Here is a 24,724-nt window from a genome sequence, read left to right as displayed (position 1 = left end):
CACGCCCGGTGCTATCCTCGCTGGCATGAATACATCACTCCCCCTCAGCCTGATTGCGGCTCACGCAGAGAACCGCGTGATCGGCATCGACAACTCCATGCCCTGGCACCTGCCGGGGGACTTCAAGTACTTCAAGGCCACCACCCTGGGCAAGCCGATCATCATGGGTCGCAAGACCTGGGATTCACTGGGCCGGCCGTTGCCGGGGCGGTTGAATATCGTGGTCAGCCGGCAGGCGGGCCTGGAGCTGGCGGGGGCCGAGGTGTTCGCCTCGCTGGAGGCAGCACTGGCGCGGGCCGAGCAGTGGGCGCGTGAGCAGGGCGTTGGCGAGCTGATGCTGATTGGCGGGGCGCAGCTGTATGGGCAGGCGCTGGAGAAGGGGCTGGTGAGCCGGATGTACCTGACGCGGGTCGAGTTGACGCCGGAGGGGGATGCGTGGTTCCCAGCGTTCGATGAGGGCCAGTGGACGTTGGTGTCGAGCGAGGCTCAGGCTGAAGAAGGCAAGCCGGCTTACCACTTCGAGGTTTGGGACAAGATCTGAAATTGCCGGGGCTGCTTCGCAGCCCTTCGCGGGCAAGCCCGCTCCCACATTGAACGGTGTAAGCAGGGACTTGTGGGAGCGGGCATGCCCGCGAAGGGCCGCGCAGCGGCCCCAGTGCAATCAGGTGTGGCTCAGCTCGGCATGCTCATCGCCGGCCAGCACATCCTTGTCGGTCTCTTTCAGCAGCTGGCTGGTCACCACGCCTGCGGTCATCGAGCCGTTCACGTTCAGCGCCGTGCGGCCCATGTCGATCAGTGGCTCCACCGAAATCAGCAGTGCCACCAGCTCGACCGGCAGGCCCATGGCCGGCAACACGATCAGCGCGGCGAAGGTCGCACCACCCCCCACGCCGGCAACTCCCGCCGAACTCAGCGTCACGATTGCCACCAGGGTCGCAATCCACAGTGGGTCGAAGGTATCGATGCCCACCGCTGGCGCCACCATCACGGCCAACATGGCCGGATACAGGCCCGCGCAGCCGTTCTGGCCAATGGTGGTGCCGAACGATGCACTGAAGCTGGCGATCGACTGCGGCACGCCCAGGCGGCGGGTTTGCGCTTCGATGTTCAGCGGGATGCTGGCGGCGCTGGAGCGGCTGGTGAAGGCAAAGGTCAGCACCGGCCAGACCTTGCGGAAGAAGCGCAGCGGGCTCACGCCGGTGGCGGCGAGGATGATGCCGTGGACCACGAACATCAGCGCCAGGCCCAGGTACGACACCACCACGAAACTGCCAAGCTTGAGGATGTCCTCCATGTTCGAGCTGGCTACCACCTTGGTCATCAGCGCCAGCACGCCATAGGGGGTGAGCTTCATCACCACGCGCACCAGGCGCATCACCCAGGCTTGCAGGGTATCGATGGCCGACAGCGCGCGCTCGCCCTTCTCGGCGTCGTCCTTGATCAGTTGCAGCGCGGCCAGGCCGACGAACACGGCAAAGATCACCACGCTGATGATCGAAGTCGGCTTGGCCCGGGCCAGGTCGCCTACCGGGTTGCTCGGGATGAACGACAGCAGCAGCTGCGGGATGTTCAGGTCGGCGACCTTGCCCACGTAGTCGCTGTGGATGACCTGCATGCGTGCGCTTTCCTGGGCGCCGGCCACCAGGCCTTCGGCGCTCAGGCCGAACAGGTTGGTCAGGACAATGCCGATCAGCGCGGCAATGGCGGTGGTCAGCAGCAGCGTGCCGATGCTCAGCACGCTGATCCGGCCCAGCGACGAGGCGTTGTGCAGGCGGGCGACGGCGCTGAGGATCGAGGCGAAGATCAGCGGCATGACGATCATCTGCAGCAGCCCGACGTAGCCGTTGCCGACCAGGTCGAGCCAGCTGATGGTGGCTTTGAGTACCGGGTGGCCAGCGCCGTAAAGGGTGTGCAGGGCCAGGCCGAACGCCACGCCCAGTGCCAGGCCCAGCAAGACCTTCTTGGCCAGGCTCCAGTCGGTGCGGCGGGTTTGCGCCAGGCCCAGCAGCAAGGCCAGGAACGCCAGCAGGTTGAGAGACAACGGCAGGTTCATTGAAGCTCCAGGAAAAAGCAGAAGAGGCATCGCCTCTGGTGAGCGATTGCGAACGGAAATGCTAACAGCCTGAAAACAAACGAATTTATACCCAAAGGTAATTTGCTTAGTCGTTTATGGAATAACAAGTTGTCGCAGATAGCAATGAACAAGACGTTTACTGCTGCATGCAGGTCGTTGTGAGGGCCTGCAGGCGGCGAATGTTGCACTAGCGTTTCCTGGTCATTTCAGGAGATCCGCACATGAAGTTCGCACCGAAAGCCCTCGCCCTCGGCTTGTCGTTGTTGTTCAGTGTCGAAAGCTTCGCTACCGAGCTCAAGCACTGGCCCACCGAAGCAGCCAGGCAGCTCGACGCCATGATTGCCGCCAATGCCCACAAAGGTAACTACGCCGTTTTCGACATGGACAACACCAGCTACCGCTACGACCTCGAAGAAGCGCTGCTGCCGTTCATGGAAAACAAGGGCCTGCTGACCCGCGACAAGCTCGACCCGTCGCTCAAGCTGATCCCGTTCAAGGACACGGCCGGGCACAAGGAGAGCCTGTTCAGCTACTACTACCGGCTGTGCGAAATCGATGACATGGTCTGCTACCCGTGGGTGGCACAGGTGTTTGCCGGCTTCACGCTCAAGGAGCTCAAGGCTCAGGTCGATGAGCTGATGGCCTCCGCCAAGCCGATCCCCAGCACCTATTTCGAAGGCGACCAGGTCAAGACCATCGAGGTGCAGCCGCCGAAGGTCTTCACGGGCCAGGCCGAGCTGTACAACAAGCTGATGGAAAATGGTATCGAGGTCTATGTGATCTCGGCGGCTTCCGAAGAGCTGGTGCGCATGGTCGCTTCCGACCCCAAGTACGGCTACAACGTCAAACCGCAGAACGTGATTGGGGTCAGCCTGTTGCTCAAGGACCGCGACAATGGCCAGCTGACCACGGCGCGCAAGCAGATCAGCGCCGGGCAGTATGACGCCAAGGCCAACGAAGGGCTGGAGCTGACGCCATACCTGTGGACCCCGGCCACCTGGATGGCCGGCAAGCAGGCGGCGATCCTGACCTATATCGATGAATGGAAGAAGCCGGTGCTGGTGGGTGGCGATACGCCGACCAGTGATGGCTACATGCAGTTCCATGGCGTGGATGTGAACAAGGGCGGCATCCACCTGTGGATCAACCGCAAGGCCAAGTACATGGACCAGCTGAACGGGATGATCGCGAAGAACGCGGCGGCCCAGGCCAAGGAAGGGTTACCGGTGACGGCGGACAAGAACTGGGTGATCGTGACGCCGGAGCAGATCCAGTAAGCCTGGTGATATCTGTACCGGCCCTTTCGCGGGCAAGCCCGCTCCCACAGGTCATGCACAGGTGCTGAATTCTGTGCAAAACCTGTGGGAGCAACTGTCTTGCTCAATTTCTAGAGTCTGGCGCGGTCCCTGTGGGAGCGGGCTTGCCCGCGAAAGGGCCGGTAAATGCATAAAAAAACCGGCGCCCAAGGCGCCGGTTCTTCGTTCATGCTTTCAGAGCCTCAAAGCCCTTCCAGCATCGCCTTGTTACGCACAGCACCTTTGTCGGCACTGGTCGCCAGCAAGGCATAGGCCTTCAGCGCAGTCGTTACCTTGCGCGGGCGCACTTCAGCCGGTTTCCAGCCTTTTTTGTCCTGCTCGATGCGCCGGTGTGCCAGCTCTTCGTCGCTGACCAGCAGGTTGATCGAACGGTTGGGGATGTCGATCAGCACCTTGTCGCCGTCGCGCACCAGGCCGATGGCGCCGCCAGCAGCGGCTTCCGGCGAGGCGTGGCCGATCGACAGGCCCGAGGTGCCGCCCGAGAAGCGGCCGTCGGTGAGCAGGGCGCAGGCCTTGCCCAGGCCCTTGGACTTCAGGTACGAGGTCGGGTAGAGCATCTCTTGCATGCCCGGGCCGCCTTTCGGGCCTTCGTAACGGATGATCACGATGTCGCCGGCCTTCACTTCGTCGGCGAGGATGCCGCGCACGGCGCTGTCCTGGCTCTCGAAGATCTTCGCGGTGCCTTCGAACACGTGGATCGACTCGTCGACGCCGGCGGTTTTCACCACGCAGCCGTCCAGGGCGATGTTGCCGTACAGCACAGCCAGGCCGCCTTCTTGCGAGTAGGCGTGCTCGAAGCTGCGGATGCAGCCGTTTTCACGGTCGTCGTCGAGGGTTTCCCAGCGGGTCGACTGGCTGAACGCGGTCTGGGTCGGGATACCGGCCGGGCCTGCCTTGAAGAAGGTGTGCACGGCTTCGTCATCGGTCTGGGTGATATCCCACTTGGCGATGGCCTCTTCCATGCTGCGGCTGTGCACGGTCGGCAGGTCGGTGTGCAGCAGGCCGCCACGGGCCAGCGAACCGAGGATGCTGAAGATGCCGCCAGCGCGGTGCACGTCTTCCATGTGGTACTTCTGGATGTTCGGCGCCACCTTGCACAGTTGCGGCACCTTGCGCGACAGGCGATCGATGTCGCGCAGGTCGAACTCGACTTCACCTTCCTGGGCTGCAGCCAGCAGGTGCAGGATGGTGTTGGTCGAACCGCCCATGGCGATGTCGAGCATCATGGCGTTCTCGAACGCCTTGAAATTGGCGATGCTGCGCGGCAGCACCGACTCGTCGTTTTCCTGGTAGTAGCGCTTGCACAGCTCGACGATGGTGCGGCCGGCGGTGAGGAACAGCTGCTCGCGGTCGGCGTGCGTGGCCAGGGTCGAGCCGTTGCCTGGCAGGGCGAGGCCCAAGGCTTCGGTCAGGCAGTTCATCGAGTTGGCGGTGAACATGCCGGAGCACGAACCGCAGGTCGGGCAGGCGCTGCGCTCGTACTCGGCGACTTTCTCATCGGAGGCGGTGGAGTCAGCGGCGATGACCATGGCGTCGACCAGGTCCAGGCCGTGGCTGGCCAGCTTGGTCTTGCCGGCTTCCATCGGGCCGCCGGAAACGAAGATCACCGGGATGTTCAGGCGCAGGGCAGCCATCAGCATGCCGGGGGTGATCTTGTCGCAGTTGGAGATGCAGACGATGGCATCGGCGCAGTGGGCGTTGACCATGTACTCGACGGCGTCGGCGATGATCTCGCGGCTTGGCAGCGAGTACAGCATGCCGTCGTGGCCCATGGCGATGCCGTCGTCGACCGCGATGGTGTTGAATTCCTTGGCCACGCCACCGGCGCGTTCGATTTCGCGGGCGACCAGCTGGCCCAGGTCCTTCAGGTGCACATGGCCTGGGACGAACTGGGTGAACGAGTTGGCGATGGCGATGATCGGTTTCTTGAAGTCTTCGTCCTTCATCCCGGTGGCGCGCCACAGGGCACGAGCGCCGGCCATGTTGCGGCCTTGGGTGGAAGTCTTGGAACGATAATCAGGCATGAAACACTCCTGGCGGCTTAATCAGGTCACAAAAAGGGGAGTGAGCTTCTCTTGTCCTTTGTACCGCAGGCCGGTTGCCACTGGCACGGATGGGGCCGAAGACTGCGCGGGATCGCCGCGTGCTTGGCCAGAGCTCATAAACCCGCCGGGGATGACTGGCGATGAATAGCCCGATTCTACACCGCTGGCGCGGCGAGGGAATGAAGATGTGTCTGGACGGTGGTCAGAGAGGGTTTTTCGACTGTTTGTAGGACGCGTCTGAAATGCTGCCTGAGGGGCAGACCTTGCCAGCTGTGATGGCTATCATCCGTCGCGCCGCATGTGCGGTTTTACGAGAATCACTTCAATGGACCTTCCCAGTTTCAGTTCACCGCGAACTTGTAAATTGGCACTGAGCGCGCTGTCGCCAGGGCTTGCGAAGGCTTGAACCCCTGAGTTCGAGGTTTGCAGGTGCCTGCTCGGCGCCTGGAGACTTGTATGCAATCTGTCTGCGCAAACTGCATCCGCTGTAAAGAACCGCTCGCGCCCGACCTGGCCAGCGAGGCACTGGACAAGCTACGCCAGGAGGCGACTGAAGACTTCCACAAAGGCGCGTCGATCACCAATCATGTCGGCAACCTGCGTCATGCCACGGTCGGTCTGTTGTACCGAAAGCGGGTACTGTGGTTGGTACTGCTGGTGTTCGGCAACCTGTTTTCCGGTGCCGGTATCGCCGCTTTCGAAGAAACCATCGCCGCGCATATCGTGCTGGTGTTCTTCCTGCCCTTGTTGGTGGACAGCGGGGGGAACGCCGGGGCGCAATCGGCCACCTTGATGGTGCGGGCGCTGGCGACGGGAGAAGTGGTCATGCGCGACTGGGTGCGCATGCTGGGCCGCGAATGCGGGGTGGCGTTGGCGCTCGGCGGCACCATGGCCCTGGCGGTGGCATCGCTTGGCGCGTTGCGAGGTGGTACTGAGATCGCCGTGATCGTGGCCAGCAGCATGCTGGTGATCGTGTTGATCGGCAGCCTGATCGGCATGAGCCTGCCGTTTCTGTTCACGCGCATGAAGCTCGACCCGGCTACCGCCAGTGGTCCGCTGGTGACCTCGATTGCCGATGCGGCGGGGGTGCTTGTGTACTTCGGGATCGCGTCGCAGGTGCTGGACATCTGATACCGGCCTGGGGCGCATCGCGCCCCAGGCCGTGCGGATCAGCTGTTTGGCAGCAACCGGCAGGTGATGCTCTTGATGTAGCGGGTTTCGGCGATGGCCGGGTGCACCGGGTGGTCCGGGCCCTGGCCGCCGCGCTCGAGCAGTTGCAGGTTGCGGTCCAGGTGACGGGCACTGGTCAGCAGGATGTTGTGCAGGTCGTCCTCGGGCAGGTGCATCGAGCACGAGGCGCTGACCAGGATGCCGTCCTTGCTGAGCATGCGCATGGCCTGTTCGTTGAGGCGGCGGTAGGCCGCTTCGCCGTTTTTCAGGTCCTTCTTGCGCTTGATGAAGGCGGGTGGGTCGGCAATGATCACGTCGAAGCGCTCTTCGGCGGCCTTCAGCTCGCGCAGGGCCTCGAACACATCGCCTTCGATGCAGGTCAGCTTTTCGCTGATGCCGTTCAGTGCCGCGTTGCGCTCGACACCATCCAGGGCAAAGCCCGAAGCATCCACGCAGAATACTTCGCTGGCGCCGAACGCGCCGGCCTGCACGCCCCAGCCACCGATGTAGCTGAACAGGTCGAGCACGCGCTTGCCTTTGACGTAGGGGGCCAGGCGCGCACGGTTCATGCGGTGGTCGTAGAACCAGCCGGTCTTCTGGCCTTCGCGCACCGGGGCTTCGAACTTGACGCCGTTCTCTTCCAGCGGTACCCAGTCCGGCACTTCGCCGTAGACGGTTTCGACATAGCGCTGCAGGCCTTCGGCGTCGCGGGCGGCGGAGTCGTTCTTGAACAGGATGCCGCTGGGCTTGAGCACCTGGATCAGGGCGGCAATCACGTCATCCTTGTGCGCTTCCATCGTGGCCGAGGCCAGCTGCACCACGAGGATGTCGTAGAAACGATCGACCACCAGGCCCGGCAGCAGGTCGGAATCACCGTAGACCAGGCGGTAGCACGGTCGCTCGAACAGGCGCTCACGCAGGGATAGGGCAACGTTCAGGCGGTGTACCAGCAGCGACTTGTCCAGTGGCAGCTTGATGTCACGCGACAGCAGACGGGCGCAGATCAGGTTGTTCGGGCTTAGTGCGACGATACCCAGCGGCTTGCCGTTGGCAGCTTCGAGCACTGCCTGCTGGCCGGCCTGGAAGCCTTGCAGCGGGGTCGCGGAAACGTCGACTTCGTTGCTGTAGACCCACAGGTGGCCGGCGCGCAGGCGGCGGTCGGCATTGGCTTTGAGGCGAAGGCTGGGCAGGGACATGACGTCGCTCCGGGAAAAAGAGCGGGATTATAGCGTGTCTGCCCTGTTTTCGCCTTCCACCGCCGGCTCATCCTCCTCGAACCCCAGCGATGCCCGGCCCACCAGCAGCTCGTCCGGCGCATGAGCCACGCGGTGGTCCTTGCCCGGGTAATCCAGCGAATGCAGGAAATGCCGGATGCAGTTGATCCGTGCACGCTTCTTGTCATCCGACTTGATCACCGTCCACGGCGCATCGGCAGTATCGGTATGGAAGAACATCGCCTCCTTGGCCGCGGTGTAGTCCTCCCACTTGTCCAGCGACTTGATGTCGATGGGCGACAGCTTCCAGTGCTTGAGCGGGTCGTCCCGGCGCGAGATGAAGCGGCGCAGCTGTTCTTCGCGGTTCACCGAGAACCAGTACTTGAACAGCAGGATACCGCTGTTGCACAGCATCCGTTCCAGGTCTGGCGCCTGGCGCATGAACTCCAGGTACTGCAGCGGCGAGCAGAACCCCATCACCTTCTCGACCCCGGCGCGGTTGTACCAGGAGCGGTCGAAGAAGACCATTTCTCCCGCCGTGGGCAGGTGCTGGATATAACGCTGGAAGTACCACTGCCCCAGCTCCTGTTCGGAAGGCTTCTCCAGCGCAACGATCCGCGCGCCCCGCGGGTTCAGGTGTTCCATGAAGCGCTTGATGGTGCCGCCTTTGCCCGCCGCATCACGCCCCTCGAACAGGATGACCACACGCTGGCCGGTTTCCTTCACCCAGCTTTGCACCTTCAGCAGCTCGATCTGCAGCGCGTGCTTGGCCTTTTCATAATCCTGGCGACGCAGGCGGGTGCGGTACGGGTAGCTGGCCGGCAGCCGCGCCGAAGTGCTGTCTTCATTGCTGCCCTTTGGTGCGCTGGCCACTTCCAGCGCGGCCGGGGCCTGGCTGACCTGAGTGATTGTGGGCTCAGGTTTGCGTTGGCGAGGGCGGCGCGTGCGTGGTGCGGCAGAGGCGCGGGTCGAGGAGTCGCCGGGGGCGGGGAGCAGGAGGGTGGCTTCTTCGCTCATGGAGGTCCTTGCTAGGTCGGGTCGAATGTCCACCTGCAATTTTGTGTTTGAGCGAAAGGGGGCTTGTTGATGCGAGTCAATGACAGAAGGGAACAGGCAAGGAAAGCAAAAACTACAGACAACAAAAAACCCGCGCTAGGCGGGTTTCTTGTTGTCGCTTCGGGTAACTTTGCAACCACCAGAAGCTTGAAGGTGGTGCCCAGAGACGGAGTCGAACCGCCGACACGAGGATTTTCAATCCTCTGCTCTACCGACTGAGCTATCTGGGCGACGAGGTGAATTAAATAGATTTTCTGACGGCCCGTCAACGACTTTTTGAAAAAATTTTAAATTAATTCCGTCGCTTACGATTCGTGGGGTCATTCGGAGGGTGGAACGTAGCCTTCCGCCTGGGCGTATTCCTCGCCGGCGAAAAACTTGTCCATCTCGCCCTGGAGGAACTTGCGGTCCTCGCCGTTCATCATGTTCAGGCGCTTTTCGTTGATCAGCATGGTCTGGTGCTTCTTCCAGTCTTCCCAGGCTTTCTCCGAGATGTGGTCGAAGATGTCCTGGCCCTTGGCGCCAGGGTAGGGCGGGCGCTCCAGGCCTGGGAGTTCTTCTTTGTACTTGCGGCACATCACGGTGCGGGTCATCGGGCTTCTCCTGCAATCAGTTCGTCGGCCGCGCGTTTGAGCAGCTTCTTGACCGGGGCGGCGAGGCCCAGGCGCGGCGGGGTGGCGAGGTTATACCAGAGCCAGTCGGCCTCGGCCACGTGCTGGCCGACCGGGTCGACGCGCACCAGCCAGGGCTCGATCGCCAGCTGGAAGTGGCTGAAGGTGTGGGTCAGGCCGCCCAGCGCGCGGCTGTCGGCCAGGCGCAGGCCGTGCTGGTAGGCGAGGTCGTCGAGTTGGGCGATATCGTCCAGCTCCGGCAGGCTCCACAGGCCGCCCCACAGGCCGCTGGAAGGGCGGCGGTAAAGCAGGATGGCGCCTTCGTGGTTGGCCAGCAGCGGCATCAGCGTGCGCCGTTGGGGCAGCGCCTTGCGTGGCTTGGGTTCGGGGTAGCGGGTTTCTTCGCCGTGCAGGTGCGCTTCGCAGCCGCGCTGCAACGGGCAGATCAGGCAGCTGGGCTTGCTGCGCGTGCACAGCGTTGCGCCCATGTCCATCATCGCCTGGGTGTAGTGGTTGGCGCGTTGCTGCGGGGTGAACCGCTCGGCCGTGGCCCACAGCTGGTTGGCCACCTTGGGCTCGCCGGGGTAGCCGGCCTGGGCGGTGTAGCGGGCCAGCACGCGCTTGACGTTGCCATCCAGAATCGGTGCGCGGATGCCCATGCTGATGCTGGCAATGGCGCCGGCGGTGGAGCGGCCGATGCCGGGCAGTTCGGTGAGCTGCTCGACGCTGCGCGGAAATTCACCGCCATGCTGCTCGACGACGATCTTCGCCGCCTTCTGCAGGTTGCGTGCGCGGGTGTAGTAGCCAAGGCCGGTCCACAGGTGCAGCACTTCGTCCTCCGGCGCGTCAGCCAGGGCCTGCACGGTCGGCAGGGCCTGCATGAAGCGGTCGAAGTAGTTGAGTACGGTGCTGACCTGGGTCTGCTGCAGCATGATTTCCGACACCCATACCCGGTATGGGTTGATGCCCTGTTGCCAGGGCAGGTCGTGGCGACCGTGCTGGTCGTACCAGTCCAGCACGGCGCTGGAGAACTGCGTGGGGGTCATCGCTTGAACAGCCCCTTGAGCGCGTCTTTCAATTCTGGGCTCACTTTGTCTCCGAGTTTTTCATCGATCTTGTCTTTGAGGCGGTTGCCGGCCAGCTTGGCCGCGACCTTGCCCAGGCCATCCTGGTCCAGGCGGCAGGCCTTGGCGCCCAGCTCCAGCGGGCCACGGCAGCGCAGCGGCACTTCCACACCCACGAAGCGTTCGTTGACCTGGCAGGCCGGGTCGGGCATCGCCCGCTGGTCACCCTCGACGATCACGCCGACGTTGTAGTCCATGCCCAGCACACGCAGGTCGAGGTCGCCATGGCCGTTGACGGTCAGGCCCGGGATACGTGCCTTGAGGTCCGGGTTGCTGGCCACACCATTGCGAATCACCAGGCTGCCGCGCAGTTCTTCGAACGGGGTGTCCTTGCCGCGTGGCTCGCCACTCAAGGTCTTGCGGTTGAGGGTGGCGATGGCCTGGCAGAGTTGCTGCTCCAGGTTGGCGTTGACCAGCACACCGTCATTGATGGTGAAGTTTGCGCTGCCATTGAGGGTGTCGACCAGTGCCTTCTGGCTGTTGCCGGTGGCGGTCAGATCACTGGTCAGGGTCAGCAGGCCCTTCACTGGCGGCGTCTGCTCCTTGCCTTCGGTTTTGATGAAGTGCTCGACCGGCACCCGGTTGATCCTGGTGTTGATACCGATCTGCGGCACGGCAGGGCGCACGTCGACGTTGCCCTTGGCTTCGAAGGTGCCGTTGTAGAGGCCGCCACGCAGGGCCTGCAAGGTCAGCAGGCCGCCCTGGCCGGTGGCCTGCAGCTGGGCGTCGCTGATCGGCAGTTTGTCCAGGGTCAGCGAGCCGAAGGCCAGGTCGGCCTGCAGGTCGAGCACGCGCAGGCGGTCGACCGGCAACAGCTTGTCGTCGCTCCAGGCCACCTGGGTCGGGGCGTTGGGCAGCGGCGAGCTGCCGGCACCGGCCACGGCGGTGGTTTCCTGTTGCTGGACCTCGGCCTGGCGGGCGGCAGTGGCGCCCTTGGCCTGTTCGCTCTTGGCTGGCATGTAGCGGTCAGCGTCGAACGTGTCGCCTTTGAGCTGCAGGCGCAGGGCCTGTTTGGCGAAGTTTTCGATGGCCACACGGCCGGTGAAGGTGCTGTCGTCCAGTTTCACGGCCAGGTCGGCCAAGGTCAGGCTGGTCGGCGTGCCTTGCAGGCGGGTCACCAGCTCCAGCTTGTCGAACGCGGCCGGGTCCTGGGTGGCGGGCAGCGGGTGGCCGATACCGTCGAGGAAGGTGCGCAGGTTGAACTGGGCGATGGACAGGCCGCCGCTCAGTTGCGGTGCCTTGTCGAGGTCACGCAGGTTCAGCTCGCCGAGGGCGCGCAGCTGGTTGGCCGACACTTTCAGGCCACTCCACGAGGCCACATTGGCGCCCAGGTCGACCAGCAACTGGCCCTGGGCGCCGAAGGTGACGGTCTTGCCAGCGGTAGGTTCGCCCGATGTTTCGCCACTCAGGCGCATGTCTTCGAAGTTGTAGCGCTTGAGCTTGCGGTCGAAGCGCAGTTCGCCTGCCAGCTCGGTGCGGGCCTTGATGGCCGGCTGGCTGGCGCTGAGGAAGGCGCTGGCCTTGAGGGCGATGTTGGTGCCTTCGTGAACCGGGCCGGTGCTCAGCTGGATGCTTTCGGCGCTGTAGCTCTGGCCGCTCTTGGCGTCGGTGTAGTAAACCCTGGCGTTGTTCACGGTCAGGCTGTCGATGTCCAGTTTGACCGCGCGTTCACTGCTGCTATCAGCAGGTTTTGCGGGTGGCTCGGCAGGTGCCTGGGCCGGCGCATTGGCAGCGCCTTCGGTTGTAGCCGGTAGCGGCTTGCCGATGTCTTCCCAGTTGCCGTGGCCGTTTTCATCACGCGCCAGGGTCAGGTTGAGGCCTTCGACGCGCACGTCGCTCATCTGCACTTCGCGGCGCAGCAGTGGCAGCACACGTACCGAGAGGCCGAGCATCTGCAGGTCGGCGAAGGGTTCCTTGGGTTTGGCCAGGGTGGCGATGCTGGCTTCGTGCAGCTCCAGGCCCAGCCAGGGGAACAGGCTCCAGCCGATGTCGCCGTTGAGGGTCAGCTCGACGTGGGCCTTGTCGCGCGCCAACTGGCGGATCTCGTCTTTGTAGTCGTTGGGATCGAAGAGGTGGGTCAGGGCGAAGCCCAGCGCCACGATGATCAGCAGCAACCCGAGAAGCCCCAGTCCCAGGATTTTGCCGAACGCTTTCATGGGCGAGTCCTTGTAGTCCGTAGTGTGAATTCCGAACGGCTGAGTATAGCGCCGCAGGGGTGGGCCCTGCTTGTTCGACTGGCGATGCAGGGCATTTCCGATGATTGCGGGATTCGACCGTTGTGGTTTCGGCAGTTCCTTTTGTGCTGGATTCTTCGCGGGCAAGCCCGCTCCCACAGGATCTGCACAGCTCTCGAACGCTGTGCTGTACCTGTGGGAGCGGGCTTGCCCGCGAAGAGGCCGGTGCAGACGGAACAGAAATACCGTTTCAGCTGCGCGAAAAATAACGATATCAAATTGCTTTCATGTCATCTTCGAGCTGGTACCCTTGTGCCGCTTTGCGGAGCGGCCGCGACCCATTGTCGCGGGCCGTTACCCAGGGAAAAGGCCAATTCGCCCTGCGTGCGAGAACAAGAGCCCGGGACGCCATCCGCCAGCACTGTCTACCTATAAAAGGATCGAATCCATGAGCAGTACAATCGCGGCAGGGGGGCTGGCCAGCGCGCCGAGCTTCCTGTCCAAGGAGCGCATCATCGCCCGCCCGGGCTTCAACCGCTGGCTGGTCCCGCCAGCTGCCCTGGCCATCCACCTGTGCATCGGCATGGCCTACGGCTTCTCGGTATTCTGGCTGCCACTGTCGCAAGCCATCGGCATTACCGCGCCTGTCGCCTGTTCGGCAGACATGGGCTTCATCGCCCGCATGTTCAGCGCCGAATGTGACTGGCCGATCTCGATGCTGAGCTGGATCTACACCCTGTTCTTCGTCTTCCTCGGCTGCTCGGCAGCGGTGCTGGGCGGCTGGCTGGAACACGCCGGCCCACGCAAGGCCGGGCTTGTTTCGGCGCTGTGCTGGTGCGGCGGCATGCTGATTTCGGCGATCGGCGTGAAAACCCACCAGCTGTGGCTGATGTGGCTGGGTTCCGGCGTTATCGGCGGTATCGGTTTGGGCCTGGGCTACATTTCGCCGGTCTCGACCCTGATCAAATGGTTCCCGGACAAGCGCGGCATGGCCACCGGCATGGCGATCATGGGCTTCGGTGGTGGCGCCATGGTTGGCGCACCGCTGGCCACCGCGCTGATGGGCCACTTCGGCAACGAACATGAAGTGGGCGTGTGGCAGAGCTTCGTCGCCATGGCCGCGATCTATTTCGTGTTCATGACGGCCGGTGCCCTGGCTTACCGTGTACCGCCAACCGGCTGGAAGCCTGAAGGCTGGACTGCCCCGGTGAAGAAAGCCGGCAATGGCATGGTCACCGACCGCCACGTACACGTCAGCGTCGCCTGGAAGACCCCGCAGTTCGCCCTGGTCTGGCTGGTGTTGTGCCTGAACGTCTCGGCCGGTATCGGCATCCTCGGCATGGCGTCGCCGCTGCTGCAGGAAGTGTTCGCTGGCAAGTTGCTGGGCAACGAGCTGAGCTTCAGCGAGCTGAACGCCGCGCAATTGGCGCAGATCGCCGCCATTGCCGCCGGCTTCACCGGCCTGTTGAGCCTGTTCAACATCGGTGGCCGCTTCTTCTGGGCGTCGTTCTCCGACTACATCGGCCGCAAGAACACCTACTTCGCCTTCTTCGCCCTGGGCGTCGGCCTCTACAGCCTGGTGCCGAACATGGGCCACCTGGGCAACGTGGCGCTGTTCGTGGCGGCCTTCTGCATCATCCTGTCGATGTACGGCGGTGGCTTCTCCACTGTGCCGGCGTACCTGGCCGACCTGTTCGGCACGCAGATGGTCGGCGCCATCCACGGTCGCCTGCTGACCGCCTGGGCTGCTGCCGGCGTGCTGGGCCCGGTGCTGATCACCTACCTGCGCGAGTACCAGCTGGCGGCGGGCGTGGAGCGTGCAGCGGCTTACGACATGACCCTGTACATCCTCGCGGGCCTGCTGGTGCTGGGCTTCATCTGCAACCTGCTGATCCGCCCGGTGGCCGACAAGTACTTCATGACCGATGCCGAACTGGCTGCCGAACGTGCGCTGAGCCACGACAAAGGCGCTGACGGTGCCCGTTCGCTGGAGTGGCACGCCGCGCCGGGCAGCCTGCCGCTGGTGCTGCTGGCCTGGGCCGTAGTGGTTGTGCCGCTGGCTTGGGGCGTGTGGGTTACCCTGCAGAAAACCGCCGTACTGTTCCATTGATGTAGCTGTCTGGGGGTTGCCTGGCAGCCCCCATGAACTAGTTGTATAGACCTGTAGGGCCGTCCGGCCCAGCAATTCCTTGCCATGCCATATGTCATCCGCGTTTCAAGCTGGCGCGTTCTGGGCCTATAATGGAGCCCTTTTCGCCTAATGATTTTGCGGAGCTGGTGATGGTCGAACGTAAGGCTTCCGTCGAGCGCAATACCCTGGAAACCCAGGTCAAGTGCTCGATCAACCTCGATGGCAGTGGCAAGGCCCGATTCGATATCGGTGTGCCTTTCCTTGAACACATGCTGGACCAGATCGCCCGTCACGGGCTGATCGATCTGGATATCGAGTGCAAGGGTGACCTGCATATCGACGATCACCATACCGTCGAAGACGTCGGTATCACCCTGGGCATGGCATTCGCCCAGGCCATCGGCGACAAGAAAGGCATCTTCCGCTACGGCCACGCCTATGTGCCGCTGGACGAAGCGCTGTCGCGCGTGGTCATCGACTTCTCCGGCCGCCCAGGCCTGCAGATGCATGTGCCCTACACCCGCGCCACCGTGGGCGGCTTCGATGTCGACCTGTTCCAGGAATTCTTCCAGGGCTTCGTCAACCACGCCCTGGTGACCCTGCACATCGACAACCTGCGTGGCCACAACACCCACCACCAGATCGAAACCGTGTTCAAGGCTTTCGGCCGCGCCCTGCGCATGGCCGTGACCCTCGATGAGCGCATGGCCGGGCAGATGCCGTCGACCAAAGGGTGCCTGTAAATGCAGACGGTAGCCGTAATCGACTATGGCATGGGCAACCTGCACTCGGTGGCCAAGGCGCTCGAGCACGTCGGCGCCGGCAAGGTGCTGGTCACCAGCGACGCCGCGGTAATCCGCGAGGCTGACCGCGTGGTGTTCCCCGGTGTGGGCGCCATCCGCGACTGCATGGCCGAAATCCGCCGCCTGGGCTTCGACAGCCTGGTGCGTGAAGTGAGCCAGGACCGCCCGTTCCTCGGCATCTGTGTCGGCATGCAGGCGCTGCTCGACCATAGCGAAGAAAACGACGGTGTCGACTGCATCGGCCTGTTCCCTGGCCAGGTGCGCTTCTTCGGCAAAGACCTGAAAGAAGACGGCGAGCACCTGAAGGTGCCGCACATGGGCTGGAACGAGGTCAGCCAGACCATCGACCACCCGCTGTGGCACGACATTTCCGACCGTGCGCGCTTCTACTTCGTGCACAGCTACTACATCAATGCCGGCAAGCCAGGCCAGGTGGTCGGCCGTGGCCACTATGGCGTCGACTTCGCCGCCGCGCTGGCCGATGGCTCGCGCTTTGCGGTGCAGTTCCACCCGGAGAAGAGCCATACCCATGGCCTGCAGCTGCTGCAGAACTTCGTCGCCTGGGACGGGCGCTGGTAAATGAGCCGTTCGAAGACCAAGGCCCCGGTCATCACCTTGGCCCCCGAAGAGGAACGCGAGGCGCTCGACACGCTCAAGCGCTTTCTCGAAGACCGCTTCGAACTGGAGCTCGGGTCATTCGAGGTGGCCGAGGTCCTCGAACTGTTCAGCAAAGAAATTGCACCCCATTACTACAACAGGGCGATTGCCGATGTTCAGCTGCACCTCAAGGAGCGGTTCGAGAGCATCGAAAGCGATCTGTGGGCGCTCGAGAAGCCCTGAAACCCTAAGAACAGACAGGTTCCCAAGATGCTGATTATCCCCGCTATCGATCTGAAGGACGGTGCCTGCGTGCGCCTGCGCCAGGGCCGCATGGAAGACTCCACGGTATTCTCCGACGACCCGGTGAGCATGGCCGCCAAGTGGGTCGAGGGTGGCTGCCGCCGCCTGCACCTGGTCGACCTCAACGGCGCCTTCGAGGGCCAGCCGGTCAACGGTGAAGTGGTCACCGCCATCGCCAAGCGCTACCCGAACCTGCCGATCCAGATCGGCGGCGGCATCCGCTCGCTGGAAACCATCGAGCACTACGTCAAGGCCGGCGTCAGCTACGTGATCATCGGCACCAAGGCGGTCAAGCAGCCTGAGTTCGTCGCCGAAGCGTGCAAGGCCTTCCCGGGCAAGGTCATCGTCGGCCTGGACGCGAAAGACGGCTTCGTTGCCACCGACGGCTGGGCCGAGGTCAGCTCGGTGCAGGTCATCGACCTGGCCAAGCGTTTCGAGGCCGATGGCGTCTCGGCGATCGTCTACACCGACATCGCCAAGGACGGCATGATGCAGGGCTGCAACGTGCCGTTCACCAAGGCATTGGCAGAAGCCACCTCGATCCCGGTGATCGCCTCGGGTGGTATCCACAACCTGGGCGACATCAAGGCCCTGCTGGACGCCAAGGCCCCGGGCATCATCGGCGCCATCACCGGCCGTGCCATCTACGAAGGCACCCTCGATGTCGCCGAGGCCCAGGCCTTCTGCGACAACTACCAAGGCTGAGGACTGAACCATGGCACTGGCCAAGCGCATCATCCCTTGCCTGGACGTGGACAACGGCCGGGTGGTCAAGGGCGTCAAGTTCGAGAACATTCGTGATGCCGGCGACCCGGTGGAAATCGCCCGTCGCTACAATGAGCAGGGTGCCGATGAAATCACCTTCCTCGACATCACCGCCAGCGTCGACGGCCGCGACACCACCCTGCATACCGTCGAGCGCATGGCCAGCCAGGTGTTCATCCCGCTGACCGTGGGTGGTGGCGTGCGCACCGTGCAGGACATCCGCAACCTGCTCAATGCCGGTGCCGACAAGGTGTCGATCAACACCGCCGCGGTGTTCAACCCGGAGTTCGTCGGCGAAGCGGCGGACCGTTTCGGTTCGCAGTGCATCGTCGTCGCCATCGACGCCAAGAAGGTGTCCGGGCCTGGTGAAGCGCCGCGCTGGGAGATTTTTACCCACGGCGGGCGCAAGCCGACCGGGCTGGACGCCGTTGAATGGGCGAAGAAGATGGAAGGGTTGGGGGCGGGGGAGATCCTGCTGACCAGCATGGACCAGGACGGCATGAAGAACGGCTTCGACCTGGGCGTGACCCGTGCCATCAGCGATGCGCTGGGGATTCCGGTGATTGCCTCGGGTGGTGTGGGTAACCTGCAGCACCTGGCTGACGGGATTCTGGAAGGGCATGCCAGCGCGGTGCTGGCGGCCAGCATCTTCCACTTTGGCGAGTACACGGTGCCGGAGGCCAAGGCCTACATGGCTTCGCGCGGGATCGTCGTTCGCTGAAACATTGATTGGGGCTGCTTTGCAGCCCTTCGCGGGCACGCCCGCTCCCACAGGGAAAACACATAGCTCAGAGCTTGTGCTGTACCTGTGGGAGCGGGCGTGCCCGCGAAGGGCCGCAACGCGGCCCCAATTGCTTCAACCGTGATTCTTGCCCAGCAAGGCGTGGTAGAGCTCGGTATCCCCAAGAATCCCCACCACCTTGTCATTCTCCTGCAGCACCAGCTTGTTGCCTGTCTGATAACGAATTTGCAGCGCCTCACGCATGCCAATGTCGGCATGCACCAGCGTCGGCTTGCGCCCAAGCCCTTCCACAGCCTGCCCCGGCGCCCAGTTCTGCATGTCCAGGCCGTTCTGGCCCTGGCGTGCGCGCTTGAGCGAGCCACCTTCGCCCAGGTCCAGCCACGAATCGATACCCGGGTCGAGGCACACCGAGCCGTTGACCCGCTTGCAGTTGTCCAGGCTGCGCATCAGGCTGCGCCCGCACAGCACGTTCAGCGGGTTGGTGTGGGCGACGAAGGTACGCACGTACTCGTCGGCCGGGTTCAGCACGATCTCTTCCGGCTTGCTGTACTGGATGATCCGCCCGTCTTTCATGATGGCGATGCGGCTACCCAGCTTCAGGGCCTCGTCGAGGTCGTGGCTGACGAACACGATGGTCTTGCTCAGCTTGGCCTGCAGCCCCAGCAACTCGTCTTGCAGACCCTGGCGGATCAGCGGGTCGAGGGCCGAGAACGGTTCGTCCATCAGCAGGATGTCGGCATCCATCGCCAGCGCCCGGGCCAGGCCCACGCGCTGCTGCATGCCGCCAGAGAGTTCGTCCGGCTTCTTGTTGCGCCACTGGGTCAGGCCGACCAGCTCGAGCTTTTCGTCGACCAGCTTGCGCCGTTCCTTCTCCGGGCGGCCCTGCATTTCCAGGCCGAAGCTGATGTTCTCGCGCACCGTCAGCCACGGCATCAGGGCGAACTTCTGGAACACCATGGCAATGCGCTTGGTGCGCATCATCTTCAGTTCTGCCGGGGTGCAGTGGGCAATATCGATGTGCTTGCCTTCATGCTCGACGAACAGCTTGCCGCGGCTCACGGTGTTGAGGCCGTTGATGCAGCGCAGCAGGCTCGACTTGCCCGAGCCGGACAGGCCCATCAGCACGCAGATCTCGCCTTTCTTGATATCCAGATTGGCCTTTTCCACACCGACCACCAGGCCGGTCTGCTTGAGGATCTGCTCGCGGGTCTGGCCCTTGTCCAGCAACGCCAGCGCTTCGCGCGGCTTGTTGGAGAAAATGACGTCGACGTCTTCGAATCGAATGATGCTCATGCCTCACCCCTTACCGGCAGTTCCGGTTGCTTGCAGATACGGTCGAGCATGATCGCCAGCAGCACGATCGCCAGGCCCGCTTCGAAGCCCAGGGAGATATCGGCGGTGTTCAGTGCGTTGACCACAGGTTTGCCCAGGCCATCGGCGCCCACCAGGGCGGCGATCACCACCATCGACAGCGACAGCATGATGCATTGGGTGACGCCGGCGGCGATGCTCGGCATCGCGTGCGGCAGTTCGATACGGGTGAGCAGCTGGCGGCGCGAGCAGCCAAAGGCCTTGCCGGCGTCCATCAGCTCCTGCGGCACGTCGCAGATGCCCAGATAGGTGAGGCGGATCGGTGCGGCGATGGCGAACACCACCGTCGAGATCAGCCCAGGTACCACGCCCAGGCCGAACAGGGTCAGGGTCGGGATCAGGTAGACGAAGGTCGGCACCGTCTGCATCAGGTCGAGCACCGGGCGCATGGCGGTGTAGAACATCGGCTTGTGTGCGGCGACGATGCCCAGCGGCACGCCGATGGCCACGCAGACCACGGTGGCGAAGGTCACCTGGGCCAGGGTTTCCATGGTTTCCTGCCAGTACCCCAGGTTGAGGATCAGCAGGAAGGAGAGGGCGACGAATGCGGTCAGTGCCCACTTGCGCTGGATGAAATGCGCCAGGGCGGCGAACAGGGCGATGAGCACGAACGGGTTGAAAAAGGTCAGGGTACTGGTGACGCCATGGATCATGAACTCCAGGCCTCGGGCAATGGCGTCGAAGTAGTTCGCGCCATTCTGGGTCAGCCATTCGACGAACGACGCGATGTACTGGCCCAGGGGTATTTTCTGATCGATAAGCATGATAGCGAGCTTCCACCTGCAAAGATTGAAATCAGTCCGGGGCGGGCACGGTCCCGCCCCGAGGTAGCGCTACGACGTATTGCGTTATTGAGCGAGCTTGGCCTTGGCCGCCTCAAGGCCGGGTTTGCCATCCACGGTGGTGACGCCCGCCAGCCAGGTGTCCAGCTTGCCGGGGTTGTCCTTGAGCCACTTCTTGGCGGCCGCCTCGGGCTTCATCTTGTCGTCCAGGACATAGCCCATCATGGTGCTTTCATCCTTGAGCTCGAACGACAGGTTCTTCAGGAGCTGGCCGACGTTGCTGCATTCCTGCACATAGTCCTTGCGGGTGTTGGTCAGCACGGTGGCCTTGCCGAAGTCGGGGCCGAAGAATTCGTCCCCGCCGGTCAGGTACTGCATCTTGAAGCGGGTATTCATCGGGTGCGGTTCCCAGCCCAGGAAAACCACCGCTTCGTTACGCTTCTGCGCGCGGTCGACCTGCGACAGCATGCCGGCCTCGCTCGACTGCACGATCTTGAAACCGGCGTCCTTCAGGCCGAAGGCGTTCTTGTCGATCATGCTCTGGATGGTGCGGTTGCCATCGTTGCCGGGCTCGATGCCGTAGATCTTGCCGTCCAGTTCCTTCTTGAACTTGGGAATGTCGCTGAAATCCTTGAGCCCCTTGTCATACAGCGCCTGGGGCACGGCCAGGGTGTACTTGGCGTTTTCCAGGTTGGCGCGCACGGTGTCCACAGTGCCGGCGTCGCGGTACTGCTTGATGTCGTTCTCCATGGTCGGCATCCAGTTGCCGAGAAACACGTCCAGGTCCTTGCCGGTGGCCAGCGACTTGTAGGTCACCGGTACCGAGATCATGGTGGTGTGGGTCTTGTAACCCAGTGCTTCGAGCACAACGCTGGTGGTCGCCGTGGTGACCGTGATGTCGGTCCAGCCGACATCGGAGAAGCGTACCGTCTGGCACTGCTCGGGCTCGGCGGCCTGGGCCAGCAACGGTGCGGACAGCATCGCGACCAGCAACAGCGAGGGTGAACCTTTCATGGATGGACTCCTGTGATTTTGTCTTCGGGTTCGCATGGGTCGCCGGGCTTTCTCAGGGTCCGGTCGACCAGGCCTGCAGAGGGCAGGTTGCGTGGCCGTGCTTTACGAGTCGCTTTCGATAATCCTCCAGCGCCGGGCAATCGCCTACTGGTGGGGTCGTAACCAGTACGGAACGGGTCGCATCCAGTACGGGCGATGTCGTTTATGAGTTTTTCCACCCCTGTAGCCGCATTTTTGCGTCACCAGGCCGCTCGAAAGCGGCGCGCAGGTGGCCGAAAAGGCTGCGGCGCTGCTGGACAAAAGTACGTCGGTTGCAGACGGCGAGGGGGTAGGCAAAAGCCCGATGATGCGTGCATTCGTGGCGGCTCGCAGCTTCAGCCTAGCAGTTGCCCCGCCCTGCGCATGGCGCGCAGAGACAAGCCCAGCAAGAGGTGATTCGACAATGGCCATCAGCGTGTTCGACCTGTTCAAGATCGGTGTCGGGCCCTCCAGCTCCCACACCGTCGGCCCCATGCGTGCTGGCGCCCTGTTCGTCCAGGGCCTGCGCGAGCGCGGCGAGCTGGAACAGGTGCAAAGGATCGAAGTGCGGCTGTACGGTTCGCTGTCGGCCACCGGCATCGGCCATGGCACCGACAACGCCACCATCATGGGCCTGATGGGCGAATGGCCGGACGCCATCGATCCGACCCAGATCGTCCCGCGGATCGCCGACCTGCGCGAAACCAATATCCTTAAGCTGGATAACCGCCTGCCCATCGAGTTCGTCTGGGCCCGCGACATGCTGCTGCTGGACGAGAACCTGCCGTACCACCCCAATGCCATGACCCTGATCGCCGAAGGCGCCCAGGGCGAGCTGCACCGCGACACCTACTACTCGGTCGGTGGCGGCTTCGTGGTCGACGCCGCCCAGGCCGCCAGCGGCGTGCTGGATGCCGACCAGACGGTGCTGCCGTACGATTTCAACAGCGCCGCCGAACTGCTGCGCCTGTGCAAGCAAAACGACCTCAGCGTGTCGCAATTGATGATGGCCAACGAGAAGGTCTGGCGCAGCGAGGCAGAGATCCGCGCTGGCCTGCACAAGCTCTGGGAAGCCATGCAGGAGTGCGTCAACAACGGCTTGAAATACGAAGGCACGCTGCCCGGCGGGCTCAACGTGCGCCGCCGCGCCGCCAAGCTGCACCGCAGCCTGCAGGAAATCGGCAAGCCCAACGTGATCGGCTCGACCATGAGCGCCATGGAGTGGGTCAACCTGTTCGCCCTGGCGGTCAACGAAGAAAACGCCGCCGGCGGGCGCATGGTCACCGCGCCCACCAACGGCGCGGCCGGTATCATCCCGGCGGTGCTGCACTACTACATGCGCTTCAGCGATGCGGTGGACGAGTCCAGCGTGGTCGACTTCTTCCTCGGCGCCGCCGCCGTGGGCATCCTGTGCAAGAAGAACGCGTCGATTTCCGGCGCCGAAGTCGGCTGCCAGGGTGAGGTCGGCTCGGCCTGCGCCATGGCCGCTGCGGGCCTTGCCGAAGTGCTTGGAGCGACCCCGGCGCAGGTGGAGAACGCTGCCGAGATCGCCTTGGAGCACAACCTCGGCCTGACCTGTGACCCGGTCGGCGGCCTGGTGCAGGTGCCGTGCATCGAGCGCAACGCGATTGCTGCAGTGAAGGCGATCAATGCCGTGCAGATGTCCCTGCGCGGCGACGGTGAACACTTCATCTCCCTCGACCAGGTGATCCGCACCATGCGCGACACCGGGGCCGACATGCACGACAAGTACAAGGAAACCTCGCGCGGCGGCCTGGCGGTCAGCGCCATCGAATGCTGATTGCTTGATTCGACTTCAAGGGCCTCTTCGCGGGCAAACCCGCTCCCACAGGTTTGGCGAGCCCCCTGTGGGAGCGGGCTTGCCCGCGAAGAGGCCCTTGAAGTTTGATCGAAGTGCATCGGCGCTTGCCGTGCCCCACTTCAGTGCACTGCTGATGCTACCGATCGTCGGGTGTCGCTATCAGTGTGGGCATTGTCGGTGACACTCAAGAGTGTCGTTTCTGGGCAACTTACACTGCACCTGTCACCAAATTGCTCAGCCGTTACACGCAAGGCGCTAGCACGGCGGTTTGCGAAGACTTGCCAACTCGATCGAAGTGCCTGATTTGCCGAATGAAGGCGTCGTTTTCAGGTTTTTTCGGATGGCTGTTCAATTTCAGGCACGGCCTTTGCGTTGAGATTGGCAACAAGCCCCTGCACACGAACCTGGGGCCATAACAAGAAATCAGTGCCCGCCTGAGGCACACCCTGCATTTGTGTGAGGAGAAATCGCGATGACGTCGTACACCTCCGGGAACCCAACCCAGAACCGCACAGCACCTCAGTCCATCGGGTTTCTTCTATTGGACAATTTCACCCTGATTTCCCTGGCATCGGCGGTCGAGCCGCTGCGCATGGCCAACCAGCTGTCCGGCCGCGAGCTGTACCGCTGGCACACGCTGACCGCCGACGGCGGCCAGGTGTGGGCCAGCGATGGCCTGCAGATCACCCCGGATGCGGCGATGCACAGCGCGCCACCGATCGACACCGTGATCGTCTGCGGCGGCGTGGGCATTCAGCGTAGCGTCACCCGTGAACATGTCACCTGGCTGCAGGCCCAGGCGCGCCAGTCGCGTCGCCTTGGCGCCGTGTGCACCGGCAGTTGGGCGCTGGCCTGCGCCGGCCTGCTCGATGGCTTCGATTGCAGCGTGCACTGGGAATGCCTGGCGGCGATGCAGGAAGCCTTCCCGCGGGTGAACATGAGCACCCGCCTGTTCACCCTCGACCGTAACCGCTTCACCAGCTCTGGCGGCACCGCGCCGCTTGACATGATGCTGCACCTGATCAGCCGCGACCACGGCCGCGAGCTGTCGGCGGCGATCTCCGAAATGTTCGTCTACGAGCGCATCCGCAACGAACAGGACCACCAGCGCGTACCGCTCAAGCACATGCTCGGCACCAACCAGCCGAAGCTGCAGGAAATCGTCGCGCTGATGGAGGCCAACCTCGAAGAGCCGATCGACCTCGACGAACTGGCGGTGTATGTGTCGGTGTCGCGTCGTCAGCTCGAGCGGTTGTTCCAGAAGTACCTGCACTGCTCGCCATCGCGCTATTACCTGAAGCTGCGGCTGATCCGCGCGCGGCAGTTGCTGAAGCAGACGCCGATGTCGATCATCGAAGTGGCCTCGGTGTGCGGTTTCGTCTCCACGCCGCACTTCTCCAAGTGCTACCGCGAGTACTTCGGCATTCCGCCGCGTGACGAGCGTGTTGGCTCCAACACCGCGCAGCAGGTGGCGATGATGCCGATCCCGCAGGCCATGACCCTGTCGCCGCACAGCGGGCCGATGGCGGCCCTGAGCCAGGCGCGCAACGAGTCGACCTTTGCAAGTGTAAGGCTCTGAAACAGAGCTGGCC

At 63.3% G+C, this 24,724-nt stretch carries 21 protein-coding genes and 1 tRNA gene; 11 read left to right on the top strand and 11 right to left on the bottom strand.

Translation table 11 applies throughout. From position 1 onward, the window contains the following. Positions 1–25: 25 nt before the first annotated feature. Positions 26–541, top strand: a complete 516-nt coding sequence (locus tag CAF78_RS14470) for a dihydrofolate reductase (RefSeq protein ID WP_085676335.1) — start codon at positions 26–28, stop codon at positions 539–541. 120 nt (positions 542–661) lie between these two features. Here the strand turns inward: CAF78_RS14470 and CAF78_RS14465 are convergent, their stop codons facing one another. Next, a complete protein-coding gene (locus CAF78_RS14465; protein WP_085676334.1) occupies positions 662–2,053 on the bottom strand; it encodes an L-cystine transporter in 1,392 nt (463 codons plus the stop codon). A gap of 242 nt (positions 2,054–2,295) precedes the next feature. Between CAF78_RS14465 and CAF78_RS14460 the strand changes: the two genes are divergently transcribed. Continuing rightward, positions 2,296–3,351, top strand: a complete 1,056-nt coding sequence (locus CAF78_RS14460; protein ID WP_085676333.1) for a phosphorylcholine phosphatase — start codon at positions 2,296–2,298, stop codon at positions 3,349–3,351. Positions 3,352–3,572: 221 nt separating this feature from the next. Here CAF78_RS14460 and ilvD read toward each other — a convergent pair whose 3' ends face one another. Continuing rightward, entirely contained in the window at positions 3,573–5,414 is a 1,842-nt protein-coding gene (gene ilvD / locus CAF78_RS14455) for a dihydroxy-acid dehydratase (protein ID WP_054885517.1), read from the bottom strand. Positions 5,415–5,891: 477 nt separating this feature from the next. Between ilvD and CAF78_RS14450 the strand changes: the two genes are divergently transcribed. Further along, positions 5,892–6,566 (top strand): magnesium transporter, encoded by a 675-nt coding sequence (locus CAF78_RS14450; RefSeq protein WP_256573915.1) that lies wholly within the window; start codon positions 5,892–5,894, stop codon positions 6,564–6,566. Positions 6,567–6,604: 38 nt separating this feature from the next. Here the strand turns inward: CAF78_RS14450 and CAF78_RS14445 are convergent, their stop codons facing one another. The 6 genes from CAF78_RS14445 to CAF78_RS14420 form a co-directional block, all read right to left on the bottom strand. Continuing rightward, a complete protein-coding gene (locus tag CAF78_RS14445) occupies positions 6,605–7,801 on the bottom strand; it encodes a class I SAM-dependent rRNA methyltransferase (protein ID WP_085676332.1) in 1,197 nt (398 codons plus the stop codon). Between the two features lie 27 nt (positions 7,802–7,828). Continuing rightward, positions 7,829–8,836 (bottom strand): polyphosphate kinase 2, encoded by a 1,008-nt coding sequence (gene ppk2 / locus CAF78_RS14440; RefSeq protein WP_085676331.1) that lies wholly within the window; start codon positions 8,834–8,836, stop codon positions 7,829–7,831. 193 nt (positions 8,837–9,029) lie between these two features. Then, positions 9,030–9,105: transfer RNA gene (locus CAF78_RS14435), tRNA-Phe, on the bottom strand. A 90-nt stretch (positions 9,106–9,195) separates the two neighbouring features. Next, entirely contained in the window at positions 9,196–9,468 is a 273-nt protein-coding gene (locus CAF78_RS14430; protein ID WP_085676330.1) for an oxidative damage protection protein, read from the bottom strand. Next, positions 9,465–10,532: an A/G-specific adenine glycosylase gene (mutY, locus tag CAF78_RS14425; RefSeq protein ID WP_085676329.1), complete on the bottom strand. Its 1,068-nt coding sequence runs from the start codon at positions 10,530–10,532 to the stop codon at positions 9,465–9,467. The genes CAF78_RS14430 and mutY overlap by 4 nt, the downstream gene beginning before the upstream one ends. Then, positions 10,529–12,766: an AsmA family protein gene (locus tag CAF78_RS14420; protein WP_085676328.1), complete on the bottom strand. Its 2,238-nt coding sequence runs from the start codon at positions 12,764–12,766 to the stop codon at positions 10,529–10,531. Before CAF78_RS14420 ends, mutY begins: the two co-directional genes overlap by 4 nt. A gap of 466 nt (positions 12,767–13,232) precedes the next feature. On the opposite strand from CAF78_RS14420, the gene CAF78_RS14415 reads away from it, so the two are divergent. The 6 genes from CAF78_RS14415 to hisF all read left to right on the top strand — a co-directional run bounded on the left by CAF78_RS14415 (position 13,233) and on the right by hisF (position 18,104). Next, entirely contained in the window at positions 13,233–14,894 is a 1,662-nt protein-coding gene (locus CAF78_RS14415; RefSeq protein ID WP_085676327.1) for an OFA family MFS transporter, read from the top strand. Between the two features lie 170 nt (positions 14,895–15,064). After that, positions 15,065–15,658 (top strand): imidazoleglycerol-phosphate dehydratase HisB, encoded by a 594-nt coding sequence (gene hisB / locus CAF78_RS14410; RefSeq protein ID WP_027917570.1) that lies wholly within the window; start codon positions 15,065–15,067, stop codon positions 15,656–15,658. Beyond that, entirely contained in the window at positions 15,659–16,297 is a 639-nt protein-coding gene (gene hisH, locus CAF78_RS14405) for an imidazole glycerol phosphate synthase subunit HisH (protein ID WP_060512243.1), read from the top strand. After that, positions 16,298–16,558, top strand: coding sequence for a DUF2164 domain-containing protein (locus tag CAF78_RS14400; protein ID WP_085676326.1), 261 nt, complete (start codon positions 16,298–16,300; stop codon positions 16,556–16,558). A gap of 27 nt (positions 16,559–16,585) precedes the next feature. Beyond that, the gene (gene hisA, locus CAF78_RS14395; protein WP_023382794.1) at positions 16,586–17,323 is read left to right on the top strand and encodes a 1-(5-phosphoribosyl)-5-[(5-phosphoribosylamino)methylideneamino]imidazole-4-carboxamide isomerase; all 738 of its coding nucleotides are present in this window, start codon (positions 16,586–16,588) and stop codon (positions 17,321–17,323) included. A gap of 10 nt (positions 17,324–17,333) precedes the next feature. Then, positions 17,334–18,104, top strand: coding sequence for an imidazole glycerol phosphate synthase subunit HisF (hisF, locus tag CAF78_RS14390; protein WP_011536177.1), 771 nt, complete (start codon positions 17,334–17,336; stop codon positions 18,102–18,104). Between the two features lie 135 nt (positions 18,105–18,239). On the opposite strand, the gene choV is transcribed toward hisF, so the two are convergent. The 3 genes from choV to CAF78_RS14375 all read right to left on the bottom strand — a co-directional run bounded on the left by choV (position 18,240) and on the right by CAF78_RS14375 (position 21,292). Then, positions 18,240–19,418 (bottom strand): choline ABC transporter ATP-binding protein, encoded by a 1,179-nt coding sequence (gene choV / locus CAF78_RS14385; RefSeq protein ID WP_085676325.1) that lies wholly within the window; start codon positions 19,416–19,418, stop codon positions 18,240–18,242. Continuing rightward, a complete protein-coding gene (choW, locus tag CAF78_RS14380; RefSeq protein WP_177408542.1) occupies positions 19,415–20,263 on the bottom strand; it encodes a choline ABC transporter permease subunit in 849 nt (282 codons plus the stop codon). The genes choV and choW overlap by 4 nt, the downstream gene beginning before the upstream one ends. A gap of 81 nt (positions 20,264–20,344) precedes the next feature. Then, positions 20,345–21,292, bottom strand: coding sequence for a choline ABC transporter substrate-binding protein (locus tag CAF78_RS14375; protein WP_085676324.1), 948 nt, complete (start codon positions 21,290–21,292; stop codon positions 20,345–20,347). Between the two features lie 442 nt (positions 21,293–21,734). Between CAF78_RS14375 and CAF78_RS14370 the strand changes: the two genes are divergently transcribed. Next, positions 21,735–23,111, top strand: coding sequence for an L-serine ammonia-lyase (locus CAF78_RS14370; RefSeq protein WP_085676323.1), 1,377 nt, complete (start codon positions 21,735–21,737; stop codon positions 23,109–23,111). A 493-nt stretch (positions 23,112–23,604) separates the two neighbouring features. Further along, positions 23,605–24,711: a GlxA family transcriptional regulator gene (locus tag CAF78_RS14365; protein WP_085676322.1), complete on the top strand. Its 1,107-nt coding sequence runs from the start codon at positions 23,605–23,607 to the stop codon at positions 24,709–24,711. Positions 24,712–24,724 lie beyond the last annotated feature (13 nt).

Source organism: Pseudomonas sp. R28(2017) (genome assembly GCF_002112505.1).
In the GTDB taxonomy this organism is placed as follows: Bacteria; Pseudomonadota; Gammaproteobacteria; order Pseudomonadales; family Pseudomonadaceae; genus Aquipseudomonas.
This window is presented reverse-complemented; position numbering and strand designations above follow the sequence as displayed.